General features: G+C 55.9%; 27 protein-coding genes. 13 read left to right on the top strand and 14 right to left on the bottom strand.

Annotation, left to right across the window (positions count from 1 at the left end):
* Positions 1–186: 186 nt before the first annotated feature.
* The gene (gene aldA, locus IBT54_RS05965; RefSeq protein ID WP_201251803.1) at positions 187–1,623 is read right to left on the bottom strand and encodes an aldehyde dehydrogenase; all 1,437 of its coding nucleotides are present in this window, start codon (positions 1,621–1,623) and stop codon (positions 187–189) included.
* A 196-nt stretch (positions 1,624–1,819) separates the two neighbouring features.
* On the opposite strand from aldA, the gene IBT54_RS05960 reads away from it, so the two are divergent.
* Positions 1,820–2,086 carry a DksA/TraR family C4-type zinc finger protein gene (locus IBT54_RS05960; RefSeq protein WP_013357929.1) on the top strand — a complete coding sequence of 89 codons (267 nt, stop codon included), beginning with the start codon at positions 1,820–1,822 and terminating at the stop codon, positions 2,084–2,086.
* Positions 2,087–2,089: 3 nt separating this feature from the next.
* Here the strand turns inward: IBT54_RS05960 and IBT54_RS05955 are convergent, their stop codons facing one another.
* Together IBT54_RS05955 and IBT54_RS05950 are read right to left on the bottom strand one after the other, a co-directional pair.
* Positions 2,090–2,188, bottom strand: a complete 99-nt coding sequence (locus IBT54_RS05955; RefSeq protein WP_146210980.1) for a YoaK family small membrane protein — start codon at positions 2,186–2,188, stop codon at positions 2,090–2,092.
* 43 nt (positions 2,189–2,231) lie between these two features.
* Entirely contained in the window at positions 2,232–2,555 is a 324-nt protein-coding gene (locus tag IBT54_RS05950) for a hypothetical protein (protein WP_013357928.1), read from the bottom strand.
* A gap of 358 nt (positions 2,556–2,913) precedes the next feature.
* On the opposite strand from IBT54_RS05950, the gene rhaT reads away from it, so the two are divergent.
* The gene (gene rhaT, locus IBT54_RS05945; RefSeq protein ID WP_201251802.1) at positions 2,914–3,948 is read left to right on the top strand and encodes an L-rhamnose/proton symporter RhaT; all 1,035 of its coding nucleotides are present in this window, start codon (positions 2,914–2,916) and stop codon (positions 3,946–3,948) included.
* Between the two features lie 286 nt (positions 3,949–4,234).
* On the opposite strand, the gene rhaR is transcribed toward rhaT, so the two are convergent.
* Positions 4,235–5,101: an HTH-type transcriptional activator RhaR gene (gene rhaR, locus IBT54_RS05940; RefSeq protein ID WP_095707164.1), complete on the bottom strand. Its 867-nt coding sequence runs from the start codon at positions 5,099–5,101 to the stop codon at positions 4,235–4,237.
* Between the two features lie 11 nt (positions 5,102–5,112).
* Entirely contained in the window at positions 5,113–5,934 is an 822-nt protein-coding gene (rhaS, locus tag IBT54_RS05935) for an HTH-type transcriptional activator RhaS (protein WP_033783160.1), read from the bottom strand.
* 291 nt (positions 5,935–6,225) lie between these two features.
* Here rhaS and rhaB point away from each other — a divergent pair, with 291 nt between their 5' ends.
* The 4 genes from rhaB to rhaM are packed head-to-tail and all read left to right on the top strand — an operon-like array spanning position 6,226 to position 10,104.
* A complete protein-coding gene (gene rhaB, locus IBT54_RS05930; RefSeq protein WP_201251801.1) occupies positions 6,226–7,698 on the top strand; it encodes a rhamnulokinase in 1,473 nt (490 codons plus the stop codon).
* On the top strand, positions 7,691–8,947 hold the full coding sequence (locus IBT54_RS05925) for an L-rhamnose isomerase (RefSeq protein WP_201251800.1): 1,257 nt from the start codon (positions 7,691–7,693) through the stop codon (positions 8,945–8,947). Before rhaB ends, IBT54_RS05925 begins: the two co-directional genes overlap by 8 nt.
* 10 nt (positions 8,948–8,957) lie before the next feature.
* Positions 8,958–9,800: a rhamnulose-1-phosphate aldolase gene (gene rhaD, locus IBT54_RS05920; protein ID WP_201251799.1), complete on the top strand. Its 843-nt coding sequence runs from the start codon at positions 8,958–8,960 to the stop codon at positions 9,798–9,800.
* The gene (gene rhaM, locus IBT54_RS05915) at positions 9,790–10,104 is read left to right on the top strand and encodes an L-rhamnose mutarotase (protein ID WP_041456867.1); all 315 of its coding nucleotides are present in this window, start codon (positions 9,790–9,792) and stop codon (positions 10,102–10,104) included. The genes rhaD and rhaM overlap by 11 nt, the downstream gene beginning before the upstream one ends.
* Positions 10,105–10,138: 34 nt before the next feature.
* Here rhaM and IBT54_RS05910 read toward each other — a convergent pair whose 3' ends face one another.
* Entirely contained in the window at positions 10,139–10,789 is a 651-nt protein-coding gene (locus IBT54_RS05910; RefSeq protein WP_147789204.1) for a TetR/AcrR family transcriptional regulator, read from the bottom strand.
* Between the two features lie 308 nt (positions 10,790–11,097).
* On the opposite strand from IBT54_RS05910, the gene IBT54_RS05905 reads away from it, so the two are divergent.
* On the top strand, positions 11,098–11,355 hold the full coding sequence (locus IBT54_RS05905) for a DUF1471 domain-containing protein (protein WP_013357919.1): 258 nt from the start codon (positions 11,098–11,100) through the stop codon (positions 11,353–11,355).
* Between the two features lie 37 nt (positions 11,356–11,392).
* A complete protein-coding gene (locus IBT54_RS05900; RefSeq protein ID WP_013357918.1) occupies positions 11,393–11,650 on the top strand; it encodes a YdgH/BhsA/McbA-like domain containing protein in 258 nt (85 codons plus the stop codon).
* A gap of 78 nt (positions 11,651–11,728) precedes the next feature.
* On the opposite strand, the gene IBT54_RS05895 is transcribed toward IBT54_RS05900, so the two are convergent.
* The 3 genes from IBT54_RS05895 to IBT54_RS05885 form a co-directional block, all read right to left on the bottom strand.
* The gene (locus IBT54_RS05895; protein WP_013357917.1) at positions 11,729–12,913 is read right to left on the bottom strand and encodes a sugar transporter; all 1,185 of its coding nucleotides are present in this window, start codon (positions 12,911–12,913) and stop codon (positions 11,729–11,731) included.
* Positions 12,914–13,199: 286 nt separating this feature from the next.
* Positions 13,200–13,460, bottom strand: a complete 261-nt coding sequence (locus IBT54_RS05890; RefSeq protein WP_095707169.1) for a hypothetical protein — start codon at positions 13,458–13,460, stop codon at positions 13,200–13,202.
* A gap of 168 nt (positions 13,461–13,628) precedes the next feature.
* Positions 13,629–14,879 (bottom strand): MFS transporter, encoded by a 1,251-nt coding sequence (locus IBT54_RS05885; RefSeq protein WP_201251798.1) that lies wholly within the window; start codon positions 14,877–14,879, stop codon positions 13,629–13,631.
* A 95-nt stretch (positions 14,880–14,974) separates the two neighbouring features.
* On the opposite strand from IBT54_RS05885, the gene IBT54_RS05880 reads away from it, so the two are divergent.
* From IBT54_RS05880 to IBT54_RS05865, 4 genes are all read left to right on the top strand, one after another.
* The gene (locus IBT54_RS05880) at positions 14,975–15,868 is read left to right on the top strand and encodes a LysR family transcriptional regulator (RefSeq protein ID WP_013357914.1); all 894 of its coding nucleotides are present in this window, start codon (positions 14,975–14,977) and stop codon (positions 15,866–15,868) included.
* A gap of 130 nt (positions 15,869–15,998) precedes the next feature.
* Positions 15,999–17,216, top strand: coding sequence for an ROK family transcriptional regulator (locus IBT54_RS05875; RefSeq protein ID WP_013357913.1), 1,218 nt, complete (start codon positions 15,999–16,001; stop codon positions 17,214–17,216).
* Positions 17,217–17,329: 113 nt separating this feature from the next.
* Positions 17,330–18,028 (top strand): dethiobiotin synthase, encoded by a 699-nt coding sequence (bioD, locus tag IBT54_RS05870; RefSeq protein ID WP_013357912.1) that lies wholly within the window; start codon positions 17,330–17,332, stop codon positions 18,026–18,028.
* 180 nt (positions 18,029–18,208) lie between these two features.
* The gene (locus IBT54_RS05865) at positions 18,209–19,585 is read left to right on the top strand and encodes a nucleobase:cation symporter-2 family protein (protein WP_201251797.1); all 1,377 of its coding nucleotides are present in this window, start codon (positions 18,209–18,211) and stop codon (positions 19,583–19,585) included.
* Between the two features lie 504 nt (positions 19,586–20,089).
* On the opposite strand, the gene osmV is transcribed toward IBT54_RS05865, so the two are convergent.
* Genes osmV through IBT54_RS05845 form a run of 4 tightly spaced genes read right to left on the bottom strand, consistent with a single transcriptional unit; the run spans position 20,090 to position 23,528 of the window.
* Entirely contained in the window at positions 20,090–21,226 is a 1,137-nt protein-coding gene (gene osmV, locus IBT54_RS05860) for an osmoprotectant ABC transporter ATP-binding protein OsmV (protein ID WP_095707175.1), read from the bottom strand.
* The gene (osmW, locus tag IBT54_RS05855; protein ID WP_010244802.1) at positions 21,226–21,873 is read right to left on the bottom strand and encodes an osmoprotectant ABC transporter permease OsmW; all 648 of its coding nucleotides are present in this window, start codon (positions 21,871–21,873) and stop codon (positions 21,226–21,228) included. The genes osmV and osmW overlap by 1 nt, the downstream gene beginning before the upstream one ends.
* 9 nt (positions 21,874–21,882) lie before the next feature.
* A complete protein-coding gene (locus tag IBT54_RS05850) occupies positions 21,883–22,794 on the bottom strand; it encodes a glycine betaine ABC transporter substrate-binding protein (RefSeq protein WP_013357909.1) in 912 nt (303 codons plus the stop codon).
* 17 nt (positions 22,795–22,811) lie between these two features.
* The gene (locus IBT54_RS05845) at positions 22,812–23,528 is read right to left on the bottom strand and encodes an ABC transporter permease (RefSeq protein ID WP_013357908.1); all 717 of its coding nucleotides are present in this window, start codon (positions 23,526–23,528) and stop codon (positions 22,812–22,814) included.
* A gap of 392 nt (positions 23,529–23,920) precedes the next feature.
* On the opposite strand from IBT54_RS05845, the gene IBT54_RS05840 reads away from it, so the two are divergent.
* Positions 23,921–25,387: an MDR family MFS transporter gene (locus tag IBT54_RS05840; protein WP_107319747.1), complete on the top strand. Its 1,467-nt coding sequence runs from the start codon at positions 23,921–23,923 to the stop codon at positions 25,385–25,387.
* A gap of 39 nt (positions 25,388–25,426) precedes the next feature.
* Here the strand turns inward: IBT54_RS05840 and IBT54_RS05835 are convergent, their stop codons facing one another.
* The gene (locus IBT54_RS05835) at positions 25,427–25,723 is read right to left on the bottom strand and encodes a DUF1161 domain-containing protein (protein ID WP_013357905.1); all 297 of its coding nucleotides are present in this window, start codon (positions 25,721–25,723) and stop codon (positions 25,427–25,429) included.
* Positions 25,724–25,752 lie beyond the last annotated feature (29 nt).

The raw sequence follows: 25,752 nt of genomic DNA, 5'->3' as shown, positions 1-25,752 counted from the left end.
AGTGCAGGGAACGGGGTCAGAGAAGGAAAGCGTCCCGCGTCAGGGACGACGCGGGACGAGCATGCCATGGATGGCGGATTTTGCGACTTTCCGATCTGACCCTGTTTCCTGCGCAGGCGCGATCTCAACCGCGAAACGAACCAGCCTGCGTTATCAATCTCAACGGGCCGTTAAACCGACCTGCTTTTAACTGAACTGCAGATAGGCAACATGGGTCTGCAGATACTCCTCCAGACCATGTTTTCCATCGGCTCCGCCGACACCCGACTTACGCCATCCGGCGTGAAAGCCCTGCATCGCTTCAAAGTTCTCACGGTTCACATAGGTCTCGCCAAACTTCAGCTTGCGCAGCGCGATCATCGTGGTATTGAGATTCCGGGTATAAATTGAGGAAGTCAGTCCATACTCGCAATCGTTAGCCAGCGCAATCGCCTCATCCAGCGTTTTGAAGGTCATCACCGGCAGCACCGGGCCAAAAATCTCCTCCTGCATAATCGCCATCTCCTGACGCACATCGGTCAGCAGCGTAGGCTGGAAGAAGAAGCCTCTCTCTCCGGTGCGCCTGCCGCCCAGAACGACTTTTGCACCTGCGGCAACGGCATCGGCCACTTTCTGCTCGACCCGATCCCGGGCGGCGGCATTAATCAGCGGTCCCATGTCGATATCACTGCGTTCGGCGGGATCGCCAAACGTCACCTGCTGAAACGCGGTAGTCAGTGCGCTGATAAACCGATCATAAATGCCTTCCTGCACATAGACGCGCTCCACGCAGTTACAAACCTGGCCGCTGTTGATCACGCGTGAGCTGATAATGGATCGCACCGCCAGATCGAGGTCGGCATCCTCCATCACGATGGCGGGCGCTTTGCCGCCCAGTTCCAGCGACACTTTGGTCACATTTTTAGCCGCGGCTTCCATGGTGGCGATACCTGCGCCGACGCTGCCCGTCAGACTCACCAGCCCGACCTTTGGATTGGCCGCCAGTTCCTGTCCCACTTCCGGTCCCAGACCATAGACAATGTTAATGACGCCAGCTGGCAGACCCAGCGTCTGGATAATCCCGGCAAACAGTGCGGCATTGTTTGGCGTCAGCTCGCTGGGTTTAATCACAATCGTGTTGCCGGTGATCAGGGCAGGCGCCGCTTTGCGGGCGATCAGGAAAAAGGGAAAGTTCCACGGTAAAATCCCGGTGGTGACGCCAATCGCTTTTTTAAACAGGAAGATGTTTTCGTTGGGCCGGTCGCTGTTGATGATCTCGCCTTCATAACGCCGTGCCCACTCCGCCATGTAATCGAGGTAGTCGGCGGTGAACAGCACTTCGGTCTTCGCCAGGCCCTGGGTTTTTCCGCCTTCCGCCACGATGGTCGCCGTCAGTTCAGGCTCGCGGTCGCGGATGGCGCTGGCGATTTTGTGCAGCCAGACGCCGCGTTCAACCGCAGGCAACGCTTCCCACGCCGGCTGAGCGGCTTCGGCGGCATTGATCGCAAGGCTGGCATCCTGACGGCTGCCCTGTGGAATGCGTGACAGCAACGCTTCAGTGGCCGGATTGATGACTTCAATCCACTGGTCACCCTGATGGGCGACAAACTCGCCATTAATGTAATGTTGATGATGTGTTGTCATTCGCTTGGCTCTCCGCTATCGATACGTTGCAATAATGTGATAGCAGGGTGAAACAGATCCCTAAGCGTGACCTTTAGCTTATTGCCAGCTTGCGCGTCCGGCTGGCAGCCAATCACAGATATCGGTGAGTTCTGCGGCAAAAACGTCAATCTGTTGTAGATTTAAAGGAGTGAAATCGTGAAAAAGGGGTTAAATAATGGCAAGCGGATGGGCAGGAGACGGCGCAGTACAGGAACAGATTGATAGCACCGTTAACGACGGGATTGAGCGGGTCAGACAATCGCTCGGGCAGGGCGAAAGCGCCACCGAATGTGAACTCTGCGGCGAACCGATTCCTGAAGCGCGCCGTCAGGCACTCAAAGGGGTGCATTACTGCGTGGCGTGTCAGGAAAAAATCGATAAACAGCAGCAGACCAGCAGCTTATATAACCGTCGTGGCAGTAAAGACAGTCAGCTGCGCTAACGGTCATGAGCCTGGCATCGCCAGGCCGCTGCTAATAAACCACGCCAGAAAGCCCACGCCCGCCACGATGATGGCGATCGGAAACAGAATTCCAATTCTCATATTCAACCTGCTGCAAACAGCGATTTCAGGGAGCGCGATCTTATCATGAGATCTGGAGGACTGCGCGGTGGGTTTTCAGCAGGGTGAAAAGCTGGAACTGGGTTGCCTCGTTCTCCTCACGCAGCACCTCGCCTTTTTTATAAATAATATGGTGCACATGGCCGAGCTGACGCCACACCACAATCGCCGAGGCGATCAGGGCGCAATGTTGCTCCGCCTGCACACACTCAATGGTGGCATAGTGTGTTTCATCCAGACCATTCACAAACACCTTTATCGCATCTGCAGGTAGTATCGCCCGGAGATCATCCAGCATCACCCGGCTCACTGACTGCGAAAGAAACAGTGTTAACCACTTCGTTGTCATTCCAATCCCTGTTCCCATCAATTTGCCCCAGTTTATACGACCTTGTCTGCGGTAAAGAAGGCTTCTTTGCCCTTTTGCCACCATACCAGTTTAAATGGCAGTCAGTTTAAAAGTGTGCTGCGCCACACAGCAAAACGATAAAAAAGTCAGAATAATAAGATACTTACCTTATTCATTGTCCGGTTATCTGACAACTGTGAAATTGTGATCCTTAACGTTAATAACGGGTAAATATTGCCACTCCGCTGCGGCTTCCGGCATTTATCCAAAGGCTGAGGAATTCCTGCAAAACGTAGACTGCCTGCTGAACGGAAGCTGACAGGTTTCCGACAGGCCTCAACCTAACCGGGGAATAACAATGAACAGCGCCATTATTGCAGGTATCTTCTGGCATTTTGTCGGTGCTGCCAGCGCCGCATGTTTTTACGCGCCTTTTAAACAGGTGAAAAGATGGTCATGGGAAACCATGTGGTCAATTGGCGGCCTGATGTCGTGGCTTATCCTGCCGTGGGCGGTCAGTGCCATTTTATTGCCAGACTTCAGGGCCTATTACAGCAGTTTTACACTGTCGCAGCTGACGCCGGTTTTTCTCTTTGGCGCGATGTGGGGCATAGGCAATATTAACTACGGCCTGACCATGCGTTACCTTGGCATGTCGATGGGGATCGGTATCGCGATTGGCATTACCCTGGTGGTTGGCACGCTGATGACGCCACTCTTGCAGGGCCGTTTTAGCGAACTGTTTGCTTCGGCAGGGGGCCGGTTAACCCTGCTGGGCGTGCTGGTAGCGCTGATTGGCGTTGGGATAGTGACGCGTGCCGGGCTATTGAAGGAGCGGGCGCTGGGGATAAACGCCGAAGAGTTTAACCTCAGAAAAGGACTGCTGCTGGCGGTGATGTGCGGAATTTTCTCAGCGGGTATGTCCTTTGCGATGGATGCGGCGAAACCGATGCATCAGGCCGCCGCTAATCTGGGCATCGATCCGCTCTATGTGGCTTTACCCAGCTACGTCATCATCATGGGCGGCGGGGCACTGGTGAATCTGGCCTTCTGTTTCTGGCGGCTGGCCACCCGGCCTGAGCTGTCGGTACGTAAAGACTTCTCTGTCGGAAAGTCGCTGCTGATTGCCAATACCGCTTTTGCGGTGCTCGGCGGCACCATGTGGTATCTGCAATTCTTCTTTTACGCCTGGGGACATGCCCGCATCCCGGCGCAGTATGACTATGTCAGCTGGATGCTGCACATGAGCCTTTACGTCCTGTGTGGTGGGCTGGTAGGCCTGCTGATGAAAGAGTGGAAGTCAGCAGGGCGTCGCCCGGTAAGCGTGTTATCGATCGGCTGTGTAGTGATCATCATTGCCGCTAACATCGTCGGGCTGGGTATGGCGGCCTGAATGCGAATACAAAGACAGTGTCTTTATAAAGAAGGCCCTTAGAGTTAGCAGAATGGCGGTCAGATCGTGCCCGCTCAGGGAACACGGTCAGATCGGAAAGACGCAAAAGCCGCCATCCATGGCCTGCTCGGCCCGCGACGTCCTGTCGCGGGACGCTTTCCTCTTCTGGCCGTGTTCCCTGCGCTTTTTAGCATAATCATTGCTGCTAATAATTCATTGGGGGAATTTCAGTGCGCTAAATTGCTTGCCGGAAGGGTGTTGAATGGGCCTCCAACACAGGCCCTTTTTAGTCAGACTCGGTACTTTTCGAAACCTGCCGTGGCGCAATAAATCGCTGACGCCAGGCGCTGGGCGTTAAACCGGTATCACGGGTGAAGACCACCGAGAAATAGTTACTGTCATCAAAGCCACAGCGGGCGGCGACCTCACTAATCAGGCAATCCTGGGTGCGCAGCAGATATTTTGCCTGGCAGAGCTGCAGCTGGCGCAGGTAATGACCAATGGTCATCCCGGTCTGCTGACGAAAAAGCTGCCGCAGCGCCCGCTCGCTGAGCTGATTCTGCTGACAAAACGCCGCCAGATCGAAGGGGCGGGCAAGGGCACCCTGTAAGGCTGACATCAGCAGATCGAGCTGTTCACCCTCCGGCAATGCCCATGGACGATCGGCGGCGTAGCCATGGCGGCGCAGAATCAATGCCAGCTGTAAAAACAGCGCCTCAGAGAGCTGTACTGACAGCGGATCGCTTTTGCGGCTTTCACGCTCCAGCTGGCTGATAACGCCACGGGCCAGGGACATGCCGCGCGTAGTCAGACGCCAGCAGCCGGGCGTGTCCGGTCCCTGTTGAGGCAGCAGCTGATTCCAGTCAAGGCCAAGGCCAAAGCGGTCACGGCAGTAGAGGATATTATCCAGCACCAGATTGTTGACGCTATCGTAGCTATGGCAGTCACTGTCGCGGATATAAAAAACATCGCCGCAGGTTATCAGCCAGGGACGATCGTTGAGGACATGCAGGCCGTTACCGCGCCAGACAATCACGATTTCACTGAACTCGTGTTGATGGGGCGGAAAGGAGGGTTGGGGCATCCTTTCGGCAACCGCCACCGGTAAACTGGTAGCGGGAAAATAGTCATCCCGACTGAGTATCAATGCCATACGTTGCTCCTTTACAACATCTGCTGGCGCTCCGCTCGCGGTGCGCAGCCAAATTCGCGCCTGAACAGGGTTGAGAAATGGTTACTGTCACCAAATCCACACTGGAAGGCGATATCGGTAATTCGCATATCACTGTGACGCAGCAGATGACGAGCCTGTAACAGCCGCAAACGGTTCAGATAGCGCTGCGGCGTACTGCCGGTTTGCTGCTTCATCTGCCGATGCAGGGTTCGCAGTGACAGGGAGAAGCGATCAGCCAGTTCCTCCCAGACAATCTCGTCACTGTAATGGTCGCTAAGCCAGTCGAGCAGGCGATGCAACCGTGCTTCCTGATCCTGACTCTGCCCGTCAATACAGGCTTCCCTCAGCAACACCAGCAGCTGCAAAAAGAGCTGTTCCTGGTGCGCCTGTTTCTCCAGCGACCAGGTATCATCCTGCTGCATCTTCGCTGTCACACTCAGCGCCTGCGCCATCACTTTGTGATTGATACGCCAGTGAGAGGTGTATTGCCCGTCCTGATCGCAGGGCAACAAGGCCTGCAGCCCGGAGAGAAAGCGAAACGCGCCGGGACTGCGATAAAGCACATTTGTCAGGCAAAGATTTTCGGTCTGCTCATAGAGATGACGATCGTGATCGCGCACAAAGCAGACACAGCCTGCACACAGCGTCTGCGGCTGACCATTAAACACATGAATGCCGGAGCCTTGCTCCACCAGTACAATTTCATGAAAATCATGATGATGTTCCGGAAAAGCTGCCTGCGGTATGCGGGGTTCAATCGCTATCGCGTAATCGCCTTCGGGAAAAAAATCTGCACTGTGCAATATGGTCATCGTCGTCTCTCGCTGCTTAACAAAACCGTAACGCAGTCTAATCAGGACGCCGTTACCTTACCTTGAATTTTCAGCTGGACTCAGCAGGAATCATGCTGATTTTTCAAGAAATCCCCGGCAGTTAACAGATTTGCGGCAGGGGTCACATCGCCTCTGCTGCCATCTCTGTGATCTCCCTCACGAAGTTCTTTGCCCATCTGCCAGCCACTAACGCCTGCTGGCATTCTGGGGAAGGTGACAACCAGGCAAGATTTTTACTCTGTGACCACTTAATCACAGGGAAAAGTCGCCATGACCAGGAGAAACATTGTTGCTATCGATCTCGGCGCATCCAGCGGACGGGTCATGCTCGCCAGCTGGGATGCCGCGCAGCGCCAGCTGGCACTGCGTGAGGTCCGGCGCTTTAAAAACAAGCGCCAGCGTCGTGCCGGTTATGACTGCTGGGATCTGGCTATGCTGGAGCAGGAGATACGCGCCGGGCTGGCTCAGTTAGATGATGAGGGCGTCGTCCCTGACAGTATCGGCATCGACACCTGGGGTGTTGATATGGTGCTGCTGGATGCAGAGGGTGAGCCGGTGGGTGAAGCGGTCAGCTATCGTGATGCGCGCACGCACGGCCTGATGGAGCAGGCACAGCATGAGCTGAGCCGCAGCGCCATTTATGCCCGAACCGGCATTCAGTTTCTGCCGTTCAATACACTCTACCAGATGCGCGCTCTGCATCAGCAGCAGCCCGACTGGCAGGCCCGCGTGGCGCATGCGCTGATGATACCTGACTACCTGCATTATCGCCTGACCGGTAATCTCAACTGGGAATACACCAACGCGACCACTACGCAAATGCTCAATATTCACAGCGGTGAGTGGGATCGCGATTTGCTCGCCTGGGCGGGCGTTGACGCGCGATGGTTCGGTCAGCCGCAGGCACCCGGCAATACCGTCGGTCACTGGATCAATCGCGCAAGCACGGCGGTTCCGGTGATCGCCGTCGCCACTCACGACACTGCCAGCGCAGTTCTTGCAACGCCGCTGATGCAGGACGACGCCGCTTATCTCAGTTCAGGAACCTGGTCGCTGATGGGCTTCGAAAGTCTGCAGCCCTATGCCTGCGATACGGCACTGCGCGCCAACATCACTAACGAAGGCGGCGCTGAGGGGTATCGCGTACTGAAAAACATCATGGGGCTGTGGCTGTTGCAGCGTATCTGCAGCGAACTGCAGATTGACGATCTCAGCATGCTGATTGAAGAGACAGCCCATCAGCCCGCCTGTGTTTCACTTATCAGTCCCAATGATGCGCGCTTTATCAATCCGGACAGCATGGTTAATGAGATTCAGAACGCCTGCGCAGAGCAGGGCATGCCGGTGCCCCAATCTGCCGCTGCGCTGGCTCGCTGCATATTTGACAGCCTGGCGCTGCTCTACCGTGAAGTCATTCAGGAGCTGGCTCAGTTGCGTGGCAAGCCTTTCAGCCAGTTGCACGTGGTGGGAGGCGGCAGCCAGAACCGCTTTCTTAATCAGCTCTGCGCCGATGCCTGCCAGATCCCGGTACTGGCAGGCCCGGTTGAAGCCTCCACGCTGGGTAACGTTGGTTGCCAGCTGATTGCCCTGGGCGAACTGACCGATGTGGCTGATTTCCGCTGCAGCGTCATTAACAACTTCCCACTCGAAAAATTCGAACCGCAAACACACAGCGTCTTCAGTGCCAGTCAGGCACGCTTCGCGACGCTGAGTCAACCCGCTAAGGAACCCGCTTATGACTAAGCAGATTGAACAGGCTTTTGAACTGGCTAAACAACGCTACGCTGATAATGGGGTTGATGTTGAACAGGCCATGCGCCAGCTGGACCACATTCCGGTCTCCATGCACTGCTGGCAGGGTGATGATGTCCGGGGATTCGAGAACCCGCAGGGCGCACTGACCGGCGGCATTCAGGCGACCGGCAACTACCCGGGACGGGCACGGAATGCCAGTGAACTACGCAGTGATATCGACAAGGCTATGTCGCTGATTCCTGGCGCGAAACGTCTGAACCTGCACGCTATCTACCTTGAAAGCGACAAGCCGGTGGACCGGGATGCCATTGAACCTGCCCATTTCGCCAACTGGGTCGCCTGGGCCAAAGAGAATAAGTTGGGCCTCGATTTTAACCCAAGCTGCTTCTCGCATCCAAAAAGCGCTGACGGCTTTACGCTGTCGCACAGTGATAAAACCGTCCGTCAGTTCTGGATCGACCACTGCAAAGCGAGTCGCCGCATCTCTGCCTCATTTGGTGAGCAGCTTGGCACCCCCTCAGTGATGAATATCTGGGTGCCGGACGGTATGAAAGATATCACCGTGGATCGGCTGGCCCCGCGTGAGCGCCTGATGAGTGCGCTGGATGAAATCATCTCAGAAAAAATCAACCCGCAGCATCATATTGATGCGGTTGAGAGCAAGCTGTTTGGCATTGGCGCTGAGAGCTACACCGTAGGCTCTAACGAGTTTTATCTCGGCTATGCCGCCAGTCGCCAGACGGCGCTATGCCTGGATGCAGGGCATTTCCATCCAACCGAAGTGATCTCCGACAAGATTTCCGCCGCCATGCTCTATGTGCCGCGCCTGCTGCTGCACGTCAGCCGTCCGGTACGCTGGGACAGCGACCATGTTGTGCTGCTGGATGATGAAACCCAGGCTATCGCCAGTGAGATCATCCGTCATCAGCTGTTCGACAAAGTGCACATTGGCCTCGACTTCTTCGACGCCTCAATTAACCGGATTGCCGCCTGGGTTATTGGCACCCGTAACACCAAAAAAGCGCTGCTGCGTGCCTTGCTGGAACCAACCGACCGCTTACGCCAGGCCGAGAACAGTGGCGATTACACCGCGCGGCTTACCCTGCTGGAAGAGCAAAAATCACTGCCATGGCAGGCGGTCTGGGAAGCGTGGTGCCTGCGCCATGACGTCCCGGCTGATGCCAGCTGGTTAGGCGATGTCCGTCATTATGAACAACAGATCTTGAGCCAACGTTAAGGATTTCACTATGCAAAGCATTCTTTCTTCCGGGTTTGTTAAGGGAATGGTCAAAGCGACCAGCGACATGTGGCTGAAGGGCTGGGACGAACGTAACGGCGGTAACGTCAGCCTCCGTCTGCTGGAGGAGGAGGTGAAACCCTTTGCCGCCGATTTCTATAAGGAACCGCGCTGCATTGAGCTGACCCAGCCTGCGCCAGCGCTGGCAAACGACTGGTTTCTGGTGACCGGATCAGGAAAATTCATGCGTAACGTCCAGCTCGATCCGGCGGATTGTCTGGCGCTGCTACAGGTCGATGACAAGGGACTTTCCTATAAAATTCACTGGGGCCTGTCGAATGGCGGTTTGCCGACCTCTGAGCTGGCATCACACTTTCAGTCTCATGCGGTACGTAAAGCCGTCAGCAAAGGCGCAGATCGGGTGATTATGCACTGCCATGCGACCAACTTTATGGCTCTGAGCTACGTGGTTGAGATGGACTCTGCCCGCTTTACCCGTTTGCTGTGGGAAGGTAGTACCGAATGTCTGGTGGTCTTCCCGGATGGCGTGGGTGTGCTGCCATGGATGGTTCCTGGCACCGATGAAATCGGCACGGCGACTGCCGGACAGATGCAGTCTCACACTCTGGTGATGTGGCCATTCCACGGCGTCTTTGGCACAGGCCCGACACTCGATGAAACCTTTGGTCTGATTGATACGGCGGAAAAATCGTCAGAAGTGATCGTCAAAGTGCTGTCGATGGGCGGTATTCGCCAGAGCATCACCACCGAACAGCTGATCGCGCTGGGTGAGCGCTTTGGCGTCAAGCCGTGGCAACCGGCGCTGGATTTGGGCCCAGCCAATGCTGCGTAAAGCCTTTGTGATGCAGGTGAATGCCGACTGTCATGCAGAGTATGAACGTCGTCACTCCCCAATCTGGCCTGAACTGGCTGAGACGCTGAAGGCACATGGCGCGCACAACTATGCTATCTGGCTGGACGCAGAGCGGAATCTGCTGTTCGCCAGCGTTGAGATTGAATCTGAAGCACGCTGGGAAGCGGTGGCAAAAACGGAGGTGTGTCAGCGCTGGTGGGCGTCAATGAAAGATCTCATGCCGTCTAATGCAGATAACAGTCCTGTCAGTCAGCCGTTAAAACCGGTGTTTTTCCTGAACTAGATGAAGAAAAGGGCGGCAATGCCGCCCTGTTTTTCTAGCCTCTGGCCTGACACAAGCCGGTCAGCGTTGGCCACATGGCCATCAGCGTATCAATAATACCCTCAAGATCGTCACGCTCTGCGCCTTCACGGGCCCGTACCGACATACCCTGCAACATACAACCCAGATAACGTGATAGCGCAGGAATATTCACTGCTGCACTCAGTTCGCCACGCTGCTGGCGCGCCAGCAGAAAATCACTCAGCACATGCTCCTGCGACTGATGCTGCTGTTGCAGCATGGCGGCAATCTCTGCCGAAGCCGCCGACAGGGCTGTTGAGGTACAGATAAAGAAGCATCCGCCGGGAGAGTCGCGTTCGGTAAAACAGGCCGCAGTAGAGCGGAAATAGGCCTCAATGGCCCGATCCACCGGTAACTGATCATCGCCTAATGCTGCTTCACGCCATGCGCTGAACTTCTCTACATAACGCCCCATCGCTGCGCGAAACAATCCCTCTTTATTCACAAACTCTGCGTAGAGGGTTGGCGCTTTTGCGCCAGTGGCGGCAACCAGATCGGCGAGAGAGGTTCCCTCGTAACCGTGTGTCCAGAACAGGGTCAGAGCTTTATCGAGCGCAGCTTCGCGATCGAACACTTTGGGTCGGCCGCGGCATTTCTTTACATCGCAATCCTGAACCTGACTCATACACCCTCACAGACAGTAAAACATCCTATTAAATTACCGATCATTATAAAAATGTGCAAGGCCCACTGGAAATGTCAGCCGCAAGCGTTGTCATTTTGTGCGCCAGCGCATTTTTACCGCCCCTATGGTTAAGTCATAAAAGGGGCGGAAGCCCATAATCACGCCACTTCGCGAATAAAATAACGTTCATTAAATAAATATTGACGACGAACCAGATCGGGGTCTATTATTTAGTTAACGGTCGTTAACTAAATAGCGACAACCCAATTCAGTCACACCGAATTCAAATACCGGACAGAGAGAATATTATGAAAACCATCAAAACCACCCTGGCAGCACTGGCGCTTACTACCCTGGCTTTTGGCGCATCTGCCGCTGATCTCGTCACCAGCGAACCGGCTAATCAGCAGCCCGTTGGCACCATCTCAGTACTGGGTGGCACCAACCTGAGTTCTGTTGAAGCACAGCTGAGTGCCAAAGCGGATGAAGCCGGTGCGAAATCATTCCGCATCACTTCAACAAGCGGTCAGAACAAACTGCACGGCACGGCTGTGATCTATCAGTAACAGGCAGTTCATCAGATAATGTGAGAAGGGGTTCGTTATGAAACGTATCAATATGATGGTGGCGGCGGCGGTGCTAAGTGGCCTCTCCTTTGCCAGCGTGGCGGCCCAACAGGTGAGCAGCACCCCGTTGGATCAGCAAAAAATCGGTGTCATCAGCGCAACGGGCAGTACGAATCTGACCTCGCTGGAGCAGCAATTGTCAGAGAAGGCCAGCGATGTCGGCGCAAAGTCTTTCCGCATCACTTCGACCTCTGGCAGCAACAACCTGCATGGCACAGCCATTCTTTATAAGTAACAGGCGCTATAAATAATCATAAACAGGCTTCAGATAAACCCACTTATCTGAAGCCTTTTTTATTTGGTACGGCGCTGATTATCCGTTGCTGCGTAACTGCGGATAGCGTCGGAAAATATAAACACACCACAGCAATGCCACCAGACCAATCATCCCGCCGACGTTCCCCACTTCCGCCATGCTCAGATGGAGACTGACCTGATTACCCAGCAGCGCGCCCGCGCCAATACCAATATTGTAGATGCCGGACATCAGGGACATCGCGACATCCGTGGCATCCGGTGCCAGCGAGAGCACCCGCACCTGCATACCCAGCCCGATCATCATCATCGCCACTCCCCAGACAACGCACAGCGTGGAGATAGCGGCAGGGCGAACGGCGGCAAAAATCAGCAGGCCCATGCAAAGGGTGATCAGCGCAATGGCGGCAATCAGCAGGGCGGAAGGAAATTTGTTACCCAGCGTACTGAAGAGCAGGCTGCCGACAATGCCCGCTGAACCAAACAGCAGCAGCAGCAGGGTTGTGAAATTGCCGCTGGAGTGGGCGACGGTCTGCATAAATGGCTCGATATAGCTGTAGGCGGTGTAATGCGCGGTCACCACCAGCGTCACCAGCAGGTACATGCTGACCAGCGCCGGACGGCGAAACAGCATCGGCACACTGCTCAGCGAGCCGGTATGCTCACTCGGCAGGCGCGGCAGAATACGTACCAGCATGATCATCAGCACCAGCGCCGACAGACCAATCGCGCCGAAAGTGGTGCGCCAGCCAAGATACTGACCCACCACGCGGCCAATCGGCACGCCCAGCACCATCGCCAGCGCGGTACCGGTCGCCAGCATACTCAGCGCCTGGGTTTTCTTACCCGCCGGGGCAACACGAATCGCCAGCGAGGCGGTGATCGACCAGAACACCGCATGAGACAGAGCGATGCCGACGCGCGACACCATCAGCGACCGGAAATCCCAGGCGACGGTTGAAAGCACGTGGCTGACGATAAATATCAGGAACAGCACGCCCAGCAGCAGCCGTCGCTCAATATTGCGGGTCAGCAGCATCAGCGGCAGTGAAAGCAGCGCGACGACCCAGGCGTAGATGGTCAGCATGATCCCGACATCAGCCGTCTGCATTGAAAAGTCAGCAGCGATATCAGATAACAGGCCAACCGGCACGAACTCGGTGGTATTGAAGACAAATGCGGCGATGGCCAGCAATACCACGCGTAGCCAGGCAGTTTTACGTGAAACAGTTGTTGGTTGCATGAGGAGTCAAGTCAGTCAGTACAGCGAAATCGGATGTGGCAGAAACATCCAGCGAAAGTGACCTGCGTCACAAATTACTGACCATTGTAGTGAATAAAGCGGGAAGCGAAACCTTATAAATGCCTTTTATTGCTGATTTTTTATTATCGCCCTGTGACAGGGCGATAGCCTGAGGTTATCGAGGGCGAAGCGGTGCAGACATCATTCAGAGCAGGGGTTTGCCCTCAGGCAGAATGTCATTGAACAGCACAGCGGAAAGCGTTTTACCTCCGTGCTGTCCAGTCGATTAACGCGATGGCGGAGTATGTTTCAGGGCCACGCTGAGCTGACTGGCCTGCGGGTCGCTGTGATTAAGCGGACAGCAGTTTTCGCAGCCGATGGCGCCCGCATAATATTTTTTTGCCTGCAGAATAGCGGCGTTCACATGATAAAAACTGCCCAGAAACAGTCGGTTATTCATGTCGGGAAGATGGGGGCAGCCCGCGGCATGAACAACATGATTATCGTTATATCCCGATTGTTTATTAACGTAATAGTAGAGAGCCACAGGCGTTCCTTGTTGCCGTGTTAAAAGGCAAAGCAGATGAATTATTACAATAAAAAGGATTATAGCGGGAAAAGCACGTTTTGTTTGTTATGGATCTGAAGGGAATGTTCAGCGTGACAAGCAGCCAGACCCGCCGGAGAGGTCGGGGCCTGGCATGAGAAAAATCAGTCAGAGTCTTTTACTATGCAGACGCCAGGCAACCAGCAGCGCCAGGATTAACAGGACGCTGATAAACAGCGTGATTCCACTCCAGCCGAAATTATGCCAGAACAGACCGCCCAGCGTGCCCGCCACGCTGGAACCCACATAGTAGCTGAACAGATAGAGCGACGAAGCCTGCCCACGCGCCCGGCGTGCACGGGGACCAATCCAGCCGCTGGCGACCGCATGGGCGGCAAAAAAGCCGGCGGTGAACAGCATCATTCCGGGCAGAATCAGCCAGAGCGAGTCGAAGGCAGTGACCAGCAGACCCAGCAGCATGATGGCTGTCGCGCCCAGCATCACCGGCCCGCGTCCCAGGCGGGTGGTCAGCGCACCGGCTTTAGGTGAACTCCAGGAGCCGGTGAGATAGACCACCGACAACAGACCCACCACGGCCTGGCTGAGATGCCAGGGCGCATCCAGTAAACGGTAGCCGATATAGTTAAACAGGGTGACAAAGGCACCCATCAGCAGAAAACCTTCGGCAAACAGCCAGGGCAGGCCCGGATCGCGCCAGTGCAGCCGGAAGTTAATCAGCAGATTGCGCGGGCGCAGCGTAATAGGGCGGAAATGACGCGATGCAGGCAGGATTTTCCAGAACATCAGTGCTGAAGCCAGCGAAAAACAGCCAATCACCGCCACGGCGATGCGCCAGGATAAGAGGTCGGTCAGGACACCGCTTAACAGACGCCCGCTCATCCCGCCAATGGAGTTACCGCTGATATATAACCCCATCGAAAAGGCGACGACCCGCGCATCCATCTCCTCGCTCAGATAGGTCATACCGACCGCCGCAACACCGCTGAGCGACAGTCCCATCAGCGCCCGCATAATCAGAATGCCGTGCCAGCTGGTCATGGTGGCGGAGATCAGCGTGCAAATGGCCGCCAGCATCAGAGCGGTCACCATCACCGATTTTCGCCCGATGGCATCTGAGAGCGGCCCGGTCACCAGCAGGCCCAGCGCCATCAGGCCGGTAGAGATTGAGAGCGACAGACTGCTGGTCGCCGGAGAAACACCAAACTGCTGTGACAGCACCGGCAGAATAGGCTGCACACAGTAGAGCAGGGCAAAGGTCGCCAGCCCGGCAGAGAAAAGCGCCAGCGTGACGCGCATAAAAGCGGGTGTTCCCCGCCGGATATAACCTGCTGCGGCAACGGACGCCTGCGGTTCAGTCACCGCTTTCTCATCCACTGTTGCCTGTATTGAGCGACTCACACATCTTCCTCTTAGTCAGAAAACCTGTCGTCAGCTTAGGAAAGCGGCATTATGCTGTCTAATATATTAATAATCTCAAATAAGACGTTTAAAATATGAATATCGAACTGCGTCATTTGCGCTACTTCATTGCGGTGGCGGAAGAGCTCCATTTCGGGCGGGCGGCCCGGCGTCTGAATATTTCCCAGCCGCCGCTCAGTCAGCAGATTATTCAGCTGGAAGCGGAGACCGGCGCAAGGCTGTTCAATCGCACCAACCGCAGCGTGCAGCTTACCGCTGCCGGACAGCAACTGCTGAGTGATGCCCGCACGATAATCCTGCAGGTTGAGCAGGCCGCCGATCGTGCTGCCCGGCTGCATCGTGGTGAAGAGGGAGAGCTGCGTATCGGCTTTACCTCGTCGGCACCCTTTACCGCTGTCGTTTCTGATGCGCTCTTCCGGTTCCGACAGCGCTGGCCACAGGTGCATATTCAGATGCAGGAGATTAATACCCGCCAGCAGCTGGCCCCGTTACATGACGGACGGCTCGACCTCGGCGTGATGCGCAACACGCCGCTGCCCGCCGACCTGCGTCATCAGCTGCTGCTGAGCGAGCCGCTCTATGCCGTGGTCCACAAGGCGCATCCGCTGGCTGAGGCTGAAAAGATCTCTGTGACGGCGCTGGCGGCTGAACCCTTTGTCTTTTTCGATCCTCAGGGCGGAACCGCGCTCTATAGCGACATTCTGGCACTGCTGCACCGCTACCACATCAAGCCTTACATTACTCAGGAAGTCGGTGAAGCGATGACCATCCTGGGGCTGGTGGCAACCGGTTTAGGCGTTTCCATTCTGCCCGCCTCTTTTCGCCGGGCGCGGCTGGCCGATCTGGTCTGGCTGCCGTTAACGGAAGAGGATGCGATTTCAGAACTCTGGCTGGTCTGGTCAGCCGGACGCGAAATAAATGCACAGATGGAGAATATGATGACGTTGCTGCGGGAAAACCGGGTCTGAAGCGAGCGCGACACAGCATCAATCTGTGCGATAAATCACATTTCTAATCAAATATTTGACGCTGTCGCCTGATCTGCCTCACCATGGCGCATGTTTATTTAGAAGCGCGAAAATAACCGGGAGCAGGGTTGTGAATCCGGACAGTCAACCTGGCCACATTGACCAGATCAAGCAGACCAATGCAGGTGTCGTATATCGATTAATTGACCGTTACGGTCCCATTTCGCGTATCGAACTTTCCCGCCGTGCTCAGCTTGCTCCGGCCAGCATAACCAAAATTGTGCGTGAGATGCTGGATGCGCATCTGGTGCAGGAGACCGAGTTTCAGGATCCCGGCAGCCGTGGCCGTCCGGCGATTGGCCTGATACTGGATACCGACGCCTGGCACTATCTGGCGATTCGTCTGCATCGCGGTGCCATGACCTTTACGCTGCGCGATCTCAGCAGCCGTGAGCTGGCAGAAGAGCGTCTCCCGCTGCCCGATGAATCTGCTCAGCCCTTACTGACCTCGTTGATTGAACAGGTCGATGCTTTCTTTATTCGCCATCAGAAGAAGCTGGAACGTCTCACGGCCATCGCCATTACGCTGCCGGGGTTGATCAACGCTGCGTCAGGCGTGGTGCATCGGCTGCCGGGTTATCAGGTACGCGATATGCCGCTGGGCGATGCGCTGGCGGCGCGAACCGGCTTGCCGGTGTTTGTACAGCATGACATTTCAGCCTGGACGCTGGCGGAGTCGCTGTTTGGTGCTTCGCGCGGTGCCCAGGATGTGATTCAGATTGTGATTGATGAAACTGTGGGAGCTGGCGTCATCAGTGGCGGTCAGCTGCTGCATAAGAGCGGTCGGGCGCTGGTCGAGATTGGCCATACTCAGATTGACCCTTATGGCCAGCAGTGTTACTGCGGGAATCATGGTTGTCTGGAGACGGTAGCCAGCACTGGCAGTTTACTGGCGCTGGCGGCGCAGCGACTGCCTGCCCAGCCTGACAGCCTGCTCAATAACCAGCCGCTGACGCTTCAGTCACTGTGTGCGGCCGCGCAGTCGGGCGATCGTCTGGCGCGTGACACCATTGCCAGCGTCGGGCATCACGTTGGGCGGATCCTGGCAATGATGGTTAATATCTTCAATCCACAACATATTCTTATCGGTTCTCCTCTTAATGCCGCCGCTGATGTGCTGTTTCCCGCGGTAAGCAACACTATTCTGCAGCAGTCACTGCCTGCCTACAGCGCCGGCATTCAGCTGGCACCCACTGAATTCAGCGAGCCTGGAACGCTGGGCGGTGCCGCGCTGATCAAGGACGCACTCTACAACGGGCACCTGTTAGTGAAACTGTTGCAAGGTTAAGCAGACCTGAACTTGCGCTAACGCAATCCATTCTCATCCTTCATTCCTTAAAATACCGTTTCGCAGCAAGGTTAATCACCGATTAACCGCAACGGTTCGAGAGGAGAAGTTGTGTGAACAGATTATTTGTTACCGGCACCGACACCGCAGTGGGCAAAACGGTGGTGTCCCGCGCGCTGTTACAAAGTTTTATCCAGACCGGACAGAAGGCTGTGGGCTACAAGCCCGTCGCGCGCTGTGCCATTAAAACCGCTGATGGCCTGCGTAACAAAGATGCACAGGTTCTGCAAAGTTCGTCATCTATCGACTTACCCTATCTGGCGATCAATCCGCTGGCTTTCCAGGAAGAGGAAATCTGCACACATCCGGGGCAGATTATCGATTACGGATTGCTGACCCGGGGATTAACCAGCCTGACGCAGCAGGCCGATCGCGTGGTTATTGAGGGCACAGGCGGCTGGCGCAGCCTGATGAATGACGGACGTCCGCTCTCCTGCTGGGTCGTTGAGCAACAGCTTCCGGTGGTGCTGGTGGTCGGCATCCAGTCGGGTTGTATCAGTCATGCTCTGCTGACGGCAGAGGCGATAGCGCGGGATGGACTACCACTGGTGGGCTGGGTTGCGAATCGCATCAATCCGGGACTGGCACAATACAGCGACATTATTGAAGTGCTGCAGGAAAAAATTGCTGCGCCACTGCTGGGCGAACTGCCTTATCTGCCACGCGCTGAACAGCGCGATCTCACGTCCTGGGTCGATATTTCACTGCTGGAAAAGGATGCTTTGCACGCTGTGAGTGCAAAGATCGCCTGATTATGAAACAAAACAAATCAACTGGGTCCGGGGTGAGCCTAAAGTTTCAGGCTCATCCCGGACTGTCTGCAACTATTTCTGTTTAAATTTGAAAGACCTGGATCGACTGTCGCGAAACCCTGATGTCATGGCGCAGAAAATGCATTAACTCCGCTTATCACACAGAGCCGGAGCACCACCATGTCGCATTCGCACGAGAAAGGTTTGTTATATGGGCTTGAAGCCCGCATTGGCCCCGTCCCGGCGTTCTTCGCCGCGCTGCAACATCTGCTGGCCAGCGTGGTGGGCATTATCACACCACCGCTGATTATTGGCTCGGTTCTGGGATTGCAGGCCTATATTCCTTATCTGATTAGCATGTCGCTGTTCGTCTCCGGTTTAGGCACGTTTATGCAGGCCCGACGTTTTTATGGCGTTGGCGCGGGCATGATCTGTCTGCAGGGAACCAGTTTTGCATTTCTGGGGGTGATTCTCTCCGGTGGCCTGATGGTAAAAGGGCGTGGCGGCTCGCCGGAAGAGATTATGGCGATGCTGTTTGGCTGCAATCTGGTCGCGGCGCTGATCCCGGTTCTGATTAGTCGCTGCGTTGGCACGCTGCGCAAAGTACTGACGCCGGTGGTGACCGGTACGGTCATTACCCTGATAGGCATCAGCCTGATTAAAGTCAGCATTACTGACTGGGCGGGTGGTCACAACGCCACAGATTTTGGCTCACCGGGGAATCTGACGCTGGGCGCACTGACGCTGCTGGTGATTGTGGCGCTGAACCGCTCACGTAACCGCTGGGCGCGACTGGTGGCGGTGGTGGCTGGCATTGCGGTGGGATGTATTGCAGCAGCCTTAACTGGTCATCTGCAACTCAGGGCCGCGCCGGAGAGCAGCTGGCTGGTGCTGCCTGCTTTCTTCCGGTTTGGTTTCGCCTTTGACTGGACCATTTTTCTGCCGATTGCGCTGGTGTCTGTGATTGCGGTGATTGAAGCGGTCGGGGATCTCACCGCTAACTGCCTGATTTCACAACAGCCGATTACCGGCAAACCTTTTCAGCAGCGGTTGCAGGGCGGCATTGTTGCCGATGGCCTGAGCTGCGTGCTGGCCGCGGTCTTTTCTGCCTTTCCTAACACCACGTTTGCGCAGAACAATGGCGTGATCCAGATGACCGGCGTTGCCAGTCGTTATGTCGGTATGCTGCTGGGGATTATGCTGGCGCTGCTGGGGCTCTTTCCCTATGTCGGGTCGCTGTTGCAGCAGATCCCGCCGCCCGTGCTGGGCGGGGCGACAGTGGTGATGTTTGGCAGTGTAGTCGCTGCCGGTATCCGGGTGATGACGCAGACACCGCTGGGCCGCCGCGAGATGCTGATTGTCGCGATCTCATTTGGGATTGGACTGGGAGTAGAAGCGGTGCCGGAGGTGCTGAAGCAGTTCCCGCCGCTGATTAACAATTTATTTGGTCACGCGGTGACGACCGGCGGCATTCTGGCGATTGTGCTCAATCTGGTGCTGCCAGATGAGGCACATGCGGTGGACGAGGTTGAAGCGGAAACGCTGACTGGAAGTTAAAAGCAGATAATCAGGAAGTTTAGAAACACAGAAGGATCAATGTATTTCTTACAGACAACACAGAAATTAAAGCGATGGGAGCATACGCGTGTAGCAAAGTATCGCGAGCCAGGGATGGCGGGTTTTGCGTCTTTGCGGAGGGCGTATGCTCCCTGAGCCATTACCTGAAGCACCAGAAAGAATGGTCCGACGCAGCCAGTAAACTGATTCGCTTTAAGAGCGAGCCTGCGAAGGGAACTGGGTCAGATCGGAAAGACGCAAAAGAGTCATCCCTGACTGCTCGACCCGCGCGATTACGCACCTCATCTATGAGGTGCGCCCTTAGCCGGGCCAACGCGTTGCGTTGTTCAAAAACGCTCCCGGCGTTTTTATCCGGGCGGCGTGACGCTTTCCTCTTCTGACCCAGTTCCCTGCGCATTAAGCTTTTGTATTGCTGTCAGTTTCACCCAGATTAGGGTTTCTTTGCGATTGAAAGGGCCATGGCGGCCCTTTCGTCTGACTGGACTATGGATTCAGACGACGACGGGTTCGACCCGAGCTGAGGTAATCCGCGATATAATCCTGCGAAATCTCCCCGCTGTAGCGACCCTCTTCATCGACAATCGGCATCCAGACCGTGTTGTGCTCATAAAGTTTCGACAACACCACACGCAGGTTCTCTTCGGCTTTACCGGTCACCTTAAAGGTGTGCAGCTTCTCTTCACAACGGCCACTGACGTTTCGCGCCTCACGCCGCTTCACGAAGCCCAGCGGTTTGCCATCCTCATCGACCACAGTAATCGACCGCATATCGTTGTCATCCATGGTGCCAAAGGCTTCTTCCAGCGGCGTCGAGCGGCGCACGGTGATAGTCGGCTGCTGATCGGTCACGTCACCCGCCTGCACCAGTAGCAGGCGCTTAAGGGTGCGGTCCTGACCGACAAACGAGCCGACAAACTCATTGGCCGGGGTAGCCAGCAACTCATCCGGGCTGGCGCACTGCACGATTTTACCCTGACCAAATACTGCGATGCGATCGCCGAGCTTCAGCGCCTCATCAATGTCGTGGCTCACCAGCATTACGGTTTTCTTAAGCTGACGCTGCATATCGAGAAACTCGTTCTGAATCACTTCACGGTTAATTGGGTCGACAGCACCGAACGGCTCATCCATCAGCAATACCGGTGGATCCGCAGCCAGCGCACGAATCACGCCGATACGCTGCTGCTGACCGCCGGACATCTCACGCGGATAGCGGTGCAGGAACTTTTTAGGGTCCAGCGCAACCATGCTCATTAACTCTGTAGCGCGCTCATGACACTGCTTCTTATTCCAGCCCAGCATGCGCGGCACGACGGTAATGTTCTCCTCGATGGTCATGTTGGGAAACAGACCAATCTGCTGGATCACATAGCCAATGTTGCGGCGCAGGGTGGTTGTGTCCTGCGTACTGGTGTCTTCGCCATTAATCAGGATCCGGCCACTGGTGGCCGGAATAAGGCGGTTAATCATCTTCAGCGTGGTGGTTTTACCGCAGCCCGATGGACCCAGCAGCACGCACATCTCACCGGCTGGCACATGCAGGCTGACGTTATCGACGGCTTTATTGGTGGTGCCGTTTTTCTGAGTAAAGGTTTTCGTCAGGTTTTCCAGCGTAATCATTATCGAATCCCCTTTGGAGTCAGCGCCTGCTGCAAACGGTGCAGCAGCCAGTCAAGAAAAATAGCCAGCAGACAAATCATCAATGCGCCAGCAATTAGCATACGAATATCACTGCCGCTGATACCATCCAGCAGCAGCTGGCCCAGACCGCCCGCGCCAATCACGGCGGCAATCGCCATCACGCCAACGTTCATCACCACGGCGGTTCGGATGCCGCCGAAAATCACCGGCAGCGCCATCGGGATTTCAACCCAGCGCAGACGCTGCCAGAAGGTCATGCCGATGCCGCGACCGGCCTCACGCAAACCGTCCGGCAGATTCTCCAGCGCGGTATGCGTGTTGCGCACAATCGGCAGCAGCGAGTAGAGAAACACGGCGGTAATCGCTGGCAGCGCGCCGATGCCCTGACCGATCAGCGAAAACAGCGGGATCATCAGACCAAACAGCGCAATAGTCGGAATGGTCAGTACTACGGTGGCGATACCGAGAATCGGTGTAGCCAGCCATCTGACGCGCACGATCAGAATGCCCAGCGGCACGCCAATCACAATGGCCAGACCGACCGCAACCAGCACCAGCCAGCTGTGCTGCCAGCTCAGGGTGAGCAGGGTGCTCCAGTTATCCATGATGTAGTGAAGGGTATCCACAGTGCCTCCTTACAGCATGTTTTTGGATTGAAGGAAATCACGTGCCACTTTTTCCGGTGACTCATGGTCGATATCGACCCGCTTGTTCAGCTCGGTAATCGCCTCATTGGTGATCTGTGCAGAGAGCTGATTAAGGGCACTATCCAGCCCTGGATGGCTCGCCAGCACATCCTGACGTACGACCGGCGTCACGTTATAGCTTGGGAAGAAGTGTTTATCATCCTCCAGCACTTTCAGATTAAAGCCTTTAACCCGGCCATCGGTGGTGTAGATCAGACCGGCATCCACGAATTCGTCACGAATAGCGTTATAAACCAGACCCGGGTCCATCTGACGGATCTGCGGGCGATCCAGCGCCAGGTTGTAAGTCTTCTGTAGCGGTTTCAGGCCGTCTGAACGCCCCGCGAACTCCAGGTCCAGCCCCAGCCGCCAGTTGTGGTCCGGGTCAGACTGACGAACCTGTTCCACTTTCGCGACCAGTTGTGACATCGTATTGATGCCCTCTTTTTTGGCCCGCTCCTGAGTCATGGCAAAGGCGTAGGTGTTGTTCATCGGCGCCGGGTTCAGCCAGACCAGTCCCAGTTTTCCGTCCAGCTGTTTCACCGTCTCATACGCCTGCTGTGAAGACATCGGCTGGCTGATGTGGTTGAAGATAATCAGTGACGTACCGGTATACTCCCAGACCATATCAATCTGTTTATTCAGCAGCGCGTTACGGCCAATGGTGGTGGCGATATTGCGTTTAGGGACCACCTCAAAACCTTTCTTTTGCAGCCAGAGTACCGTCATGGCTGACAGGATATGCTGCTCGGTAAAACTCTTGGTTGCCATTACCAGCGGGGCAGCCGCCTGTGCCGTCTGGCTGAGCAGCAGCGTCGCGGTCAGCGCGACAGCGCTTTTCTTAATCCACTTCGTTAGCATTGCAAAGCTCCTTGTGGTCAGGCCGCAGCGTGCGGACTCAGAAAGCGGCCCAGCGCGGCCAGCATCATATCCAGAACCAGTGCCACCAGCGCAGTCGCAACGGCACCCAGAATCAGGGTCGGGAAGTCATTCAGATAGATACCCGGGAAGATCAGCTCGCCAAAACTGCTGGCACCAATCAGGAAGGCCAGTGGCGCGGTGCCAACGTTGATAGCGGTGGCGATACGCACGCCAGAGAGGATCACCGGCATCGCGTTGGGCAGCTCAACCTGACGCAGACGTTGCCATTTGGTCATGCCGATGCCGTTGGCGGCCTCAATCAGCGACGGAGGAACCGCGCTCAGACCCGAGAAGGTATTGCGGACGATGGGCAGCAGCGACGCCAGAAACAGCGCAATCAGCGCCGGACGGTCGCCAATGCCGATAATAACCATCGCCAGTGCCAGCACCGCGAGCGGTGGCAGGGTGTTACCGACATTGAAAATCTGCATCACATACTCGGCCCAGCGACGCGCAAACGGGCGACTAAGCAGGATGCCGCTGGGAATACCGACCAGCAGGGCGAACAGCATTGACCAGAAAACTAAGAAAAGGTGTTGTTGCCCGAGATAAAGCAGATCGACTTTACGTGCGACCAGCTGATCCCAGCCTAAGCCCCAGATCAGCACCGCGATCACCGCGACCACTGCAAGCAGTGCCAGACCGGCGCGTCGGGCCAGTGAAGCATTTTGCATAGGAGAATCTCCCTGATAACGATCTCAATTGTTATAACAACCATAAACAGCCCGACAGGTACGGCAAAAACTGCCGCCGCGCCCAATACCGAAACTGCGATAAAATGTAGATAAAATGACTGTTTATCCACTCTTTTTCAGTGAATACCGAATAAGATGGTGTAATGCTATAGCAGGCCTTTTTTGTACAAGCCAGCTTTTAAGCCCGAAATCAGGCAGATAGAAACAGGTTAAAAGCGTGATAAAGCCGCGTAGCCGCTGGGCTAATGCGACAATAAAAAAAATTCATCGACTTTATGTTACACCGTCACAGATGGCGCAGAAAATGCGCACGCGTGGGAAACTGCACTGGCTGTTTTTCAGCTAGCCTTGCAGATTAAAAAAGGAACCCTATGACTGACAGCGCACAAATCCATACCGGACATCGCCACTGGATCTTAATCGCCTGCATGCTGGCGATGTTTATGGCGGCCATTGAAGTCACGATTGTGGCCACCGCGATGCCGACCATTATTGCTGACCTTGGCGGTTTTTCGCAGTTTGGCTGGGTCTTCTCCATCTATCTGCTGACGCAGGCGGTCAGCGTGCCGCTCTATGGGCGGCTGGCGGATATGGTGGGGCGCAAAACGATGTTTTTCGTCGGCACCTCGATTTTCCTGGTGGGATCGATGCTTTGTGGCTTTGCCCATACCATGACCTGGCTGATTCTTTTCCGGGCCTTTCAGGGCCTTGGCGCGGGTGCCATCATGCCACTCAGCTCCACCATCGTGGCCGACATCTATTCGCCGCGTGAACGCGCCAGCGTGCAGGGCTGGCTCTCCAGTGTCTGGGGTGTGGCGGCGATAGTGGGGCCGCTGACCGGCGCCTGGCTGGTGCAGCACTTTAGCTGGTCGGTGATTTTCTGGGTCAATCTGCCGATTGGCCTGATCAGTATGCTGATGCTGGCGCGCTGGTTACCGGCGCATCAGAAAGAGGAGTTATCGCAGCCGCTGAACCTGGCGGGCAGTAGCTGGCTGATGCTTTGCGTGACGGCCCTGTTGATTGCACTGTTGCAGGCGGAACAGCTGGGCCTCTGGCTGGTGCCGTTCCTGCTTTTCTCTCTGTTCGCGGGCTGGCAGCTCAAGCGTCACGAGCAGCGTGCTGCGGCACCGTTGTTTCCGCTGGTGATCTGGCGCAGCCGGCTAATTGTGGCAGGGAATGCGGGTAACCTGATTATCGGGGCGGCGATGATGGGCATCAGCGCGTTTCTGCCCACCTGGATTCAGGGGATCAGCGGCGGCTCACCGTTACAGGCGGGCAGTGTGCTGGCAATGATGTCGATTGGCTGGCCGCTGGCCAGCACGCTGAGTGGCAGATTGATGCTGCACACCTCCTACCGCTTTACTGCCCAGCTCGGCGCGCTGCTGCTGGTCGCCGGCAGCGCCCTGTTGCTGTTCCTGCAGCCCGCCAGCTCCCTCTATCAGGCGGGCTTCACGGCGTTTTTGATCGGCACCGGCATGGGGATGACCAGCACCACCTTCCTGGTCTCTGTGCAGAACCAGGCGGATTACCAGATCCGGGGCATCTGTACCGCCTCTATTATGTTCAGCCGGATGATGGGTTCGGCGGTAGGGACGGCGATTATGGGGGCGGTGCTGAATCTTAATCTGCAGTGGCGTCTGCCGCAGGTGCAGGATCCGGTGCAGCAGATTATGTCCGAGCCCAGCCGCCAGCAGTTACAGCCGGAAAACCTGCAGCAGATGGTCGCAGCGATAGCCGCATCCCTGCATTGGGTATTCGTGGTAGCCCTGGTGATTGCTCTGTTTGCGGTGGGAGTGGCATGGATGATGCCGCGTCAGCGGCCGGAACAGGCGGAATAACGGGCAGGGCGACAGGATGTCGCCCTGGTTTGGTGCTCACTACTGTGCTGGCGCGTCCTGAGAACTGCCGGCACTGGCTGGGACGCTGGCTTCATCGTCACGGCCTGTACGCTTGTAAACAATCTTTTGTGTGTCGTTTTCACAATGTCCAACGACCTGACCGCCCGCCTGATCGACCTGATCGTTGGCAACGATATCGAGACTAAAACCCGATTCAGGTACGCCGTTCTGAATAATCTTCTGGCTGATATCGGCTTTTACCGATTCGCAGGATGCCTGCGCCATCAGCGGCAGAGCAAATAACGCCGCGCTTAACAAAACCCTCTGTAGCTTCATCACGTCTTCCTTATGTTAGTCGTCCGTCA

Source organism: Pantoea sp. S62, from assembly GCF_016658625.1.
Classification (GTDB): domain Bacteria; phylum Pseudomonadota; class Gammaproteobacteria; order Enterobacterales; family Enterobacteriaceae; genus Pantoea; species Pantoea vagans.
Note: the sequence above shows the minus strand (reverse complement) of the source record. Positions and strands in the feature narration are given on the sequence as shown.

Coding starts and splice junctions, on each gene's coding strand:
- IBT54_RS05910 (WP_147789204.1), bottom strand. CDS start 10,789: ATGAGTCAGGTTCAGGATTGCGATGTAAAGAAATGCCGCGGCCGACCC.
- IBT54_RS05925 (WP_201251800.1), top strand. CDS start 7,691: ATGACTAAGCAGATTGAACAGGCTTTTGAACTGGCTAAACAACGCTAC.
- rhaD (WP_201251799.1), top strand. CDS start 8,958: ATGCAAAGCATTCTTTCTTCCGGGTTTGTTAAGGGAATGGTCAAAGCG.
- rhaM (WP_041456867.1), top strand. CDS start 9,790: ATGCTGCGTAAAGCCTTTGTGATGCAGGTGAATGCCGACTGTCATGCA.
- IBT54_RS05845 (WP_013357908.1), bottom strand. CDS start 23,528: ATGCAAAATGCTTCACTGGCCCGACGCGCCGGTCTGGCACTGCTTGCA.
- rhaT (WP_201251802.1), top strand. CDS start 2,914: ATGAACAGCGCCATTATTGCAGGTATCTTCTGGCATTTTGTCGGTGCT.
- IBT54_RS05960 (WP_013357929.1), top strand. CDS start 1,820: ATGGCAAGCGGATGGGCAGGAGACGGCGCAGTACAGGAACAGATTGAT.
- IBT54_RS05840 (WP_107319747.1), top strand. CDS start 23,921: ATGACTGACAGCGCACAAATCCATACCGGACATCGCCACTGGATCTTA.
- IBT54_RS05850 (WP_013357909.1), bottom strand. CDS start 22,794: ATGCTAACGAAGTGGATTAAGAAAAGCGCTGTCGCGCTGACCGCGACG.
- aldA (WP_201251803.1), bottom strand. CDS start 1,623: ATGACAACACATCATCAACATTACATTAATGGCGAGTTTGTCGCCCAT.
- IBT54_RS05880 (WP_013357914.1), top strand. CDS start 14,975: ATGAATATCGAACTGCGTCATTTGCGCTACTTCATTGCGGTGGCGGAA.
- rhaB (WP_201251801.1), top strand. CDS start 6,226: ATGACCAGGAGAAACATTGTTGCTATCGATCTCGGCGCATCCAGCGGA.
- osmV (WP_095707175.1), bottom strand. CDS start 21,226: ATGATTACGCTGGAAAACCTGACGAAAACCTTTACTCAGAAAAACGGC.
- IBT54_RS05955 (WP_146210980.1), bottom strand. CDS start 2,188: ATGAGAATTGGAATTCTGTTTCCGATCGCCATCATCGTGGCGGGCGTG.
- IBT54_RS05835 (WP_013357905.1), bottom strand. CDS start 25,723: ATGAAGCTACAGAGGGTTTTGTTAAGCGCGGCGTTATTTGCTCTGCCG.
- rhaS (WP_033783160.1), bottom strand. CDS start 5,934: ATGACCATATTGCACAGTGCAGATTTTTTTCCCGAAGGCGATTACGCG.
- IBT54_RS05905 (WP_013357919.1), top strand. CDS start 11,098: ATGAAAACCATCAAAACCACCCTGGCAGCACTGGCGCTTACTACCCTG.
- rhaR (WP_095707164.1), bottom strand. CDS start 5,101: ATGGCATTGATACTCAGTCGGGATGACTATTTTCCCGCTACCAGTTTA.
- IBT54_RS05895 (WP_013357917.1), bottom strand. CDS start 12,913: ATGCAACCAACAACTGTTTCACGTAAAACTGCCTGGCTACGCGTGGTA.
- IBT54_RS05865 (WP_201251797.1), top strand. CDS start 18,209: ATGTCGCATTCGCACGAGAAAGGTTTGTTATATGGGCTTGAAGCCCGC.
- IBT54_RS05950 (WP_013357928.1), bottom strand. CDS start 2,555: ATGACAACGAAGTGGTTAACACTGTTTCTTTCGCAGTCAGTGAGCCGG.
- IBT54_RS05900 (WP_013357918.1), top strand. CDS start 11,393: ATGAAACGTATCAATATGATGGTGGCGGCGGCGGTGCTAAGTGGCCTC.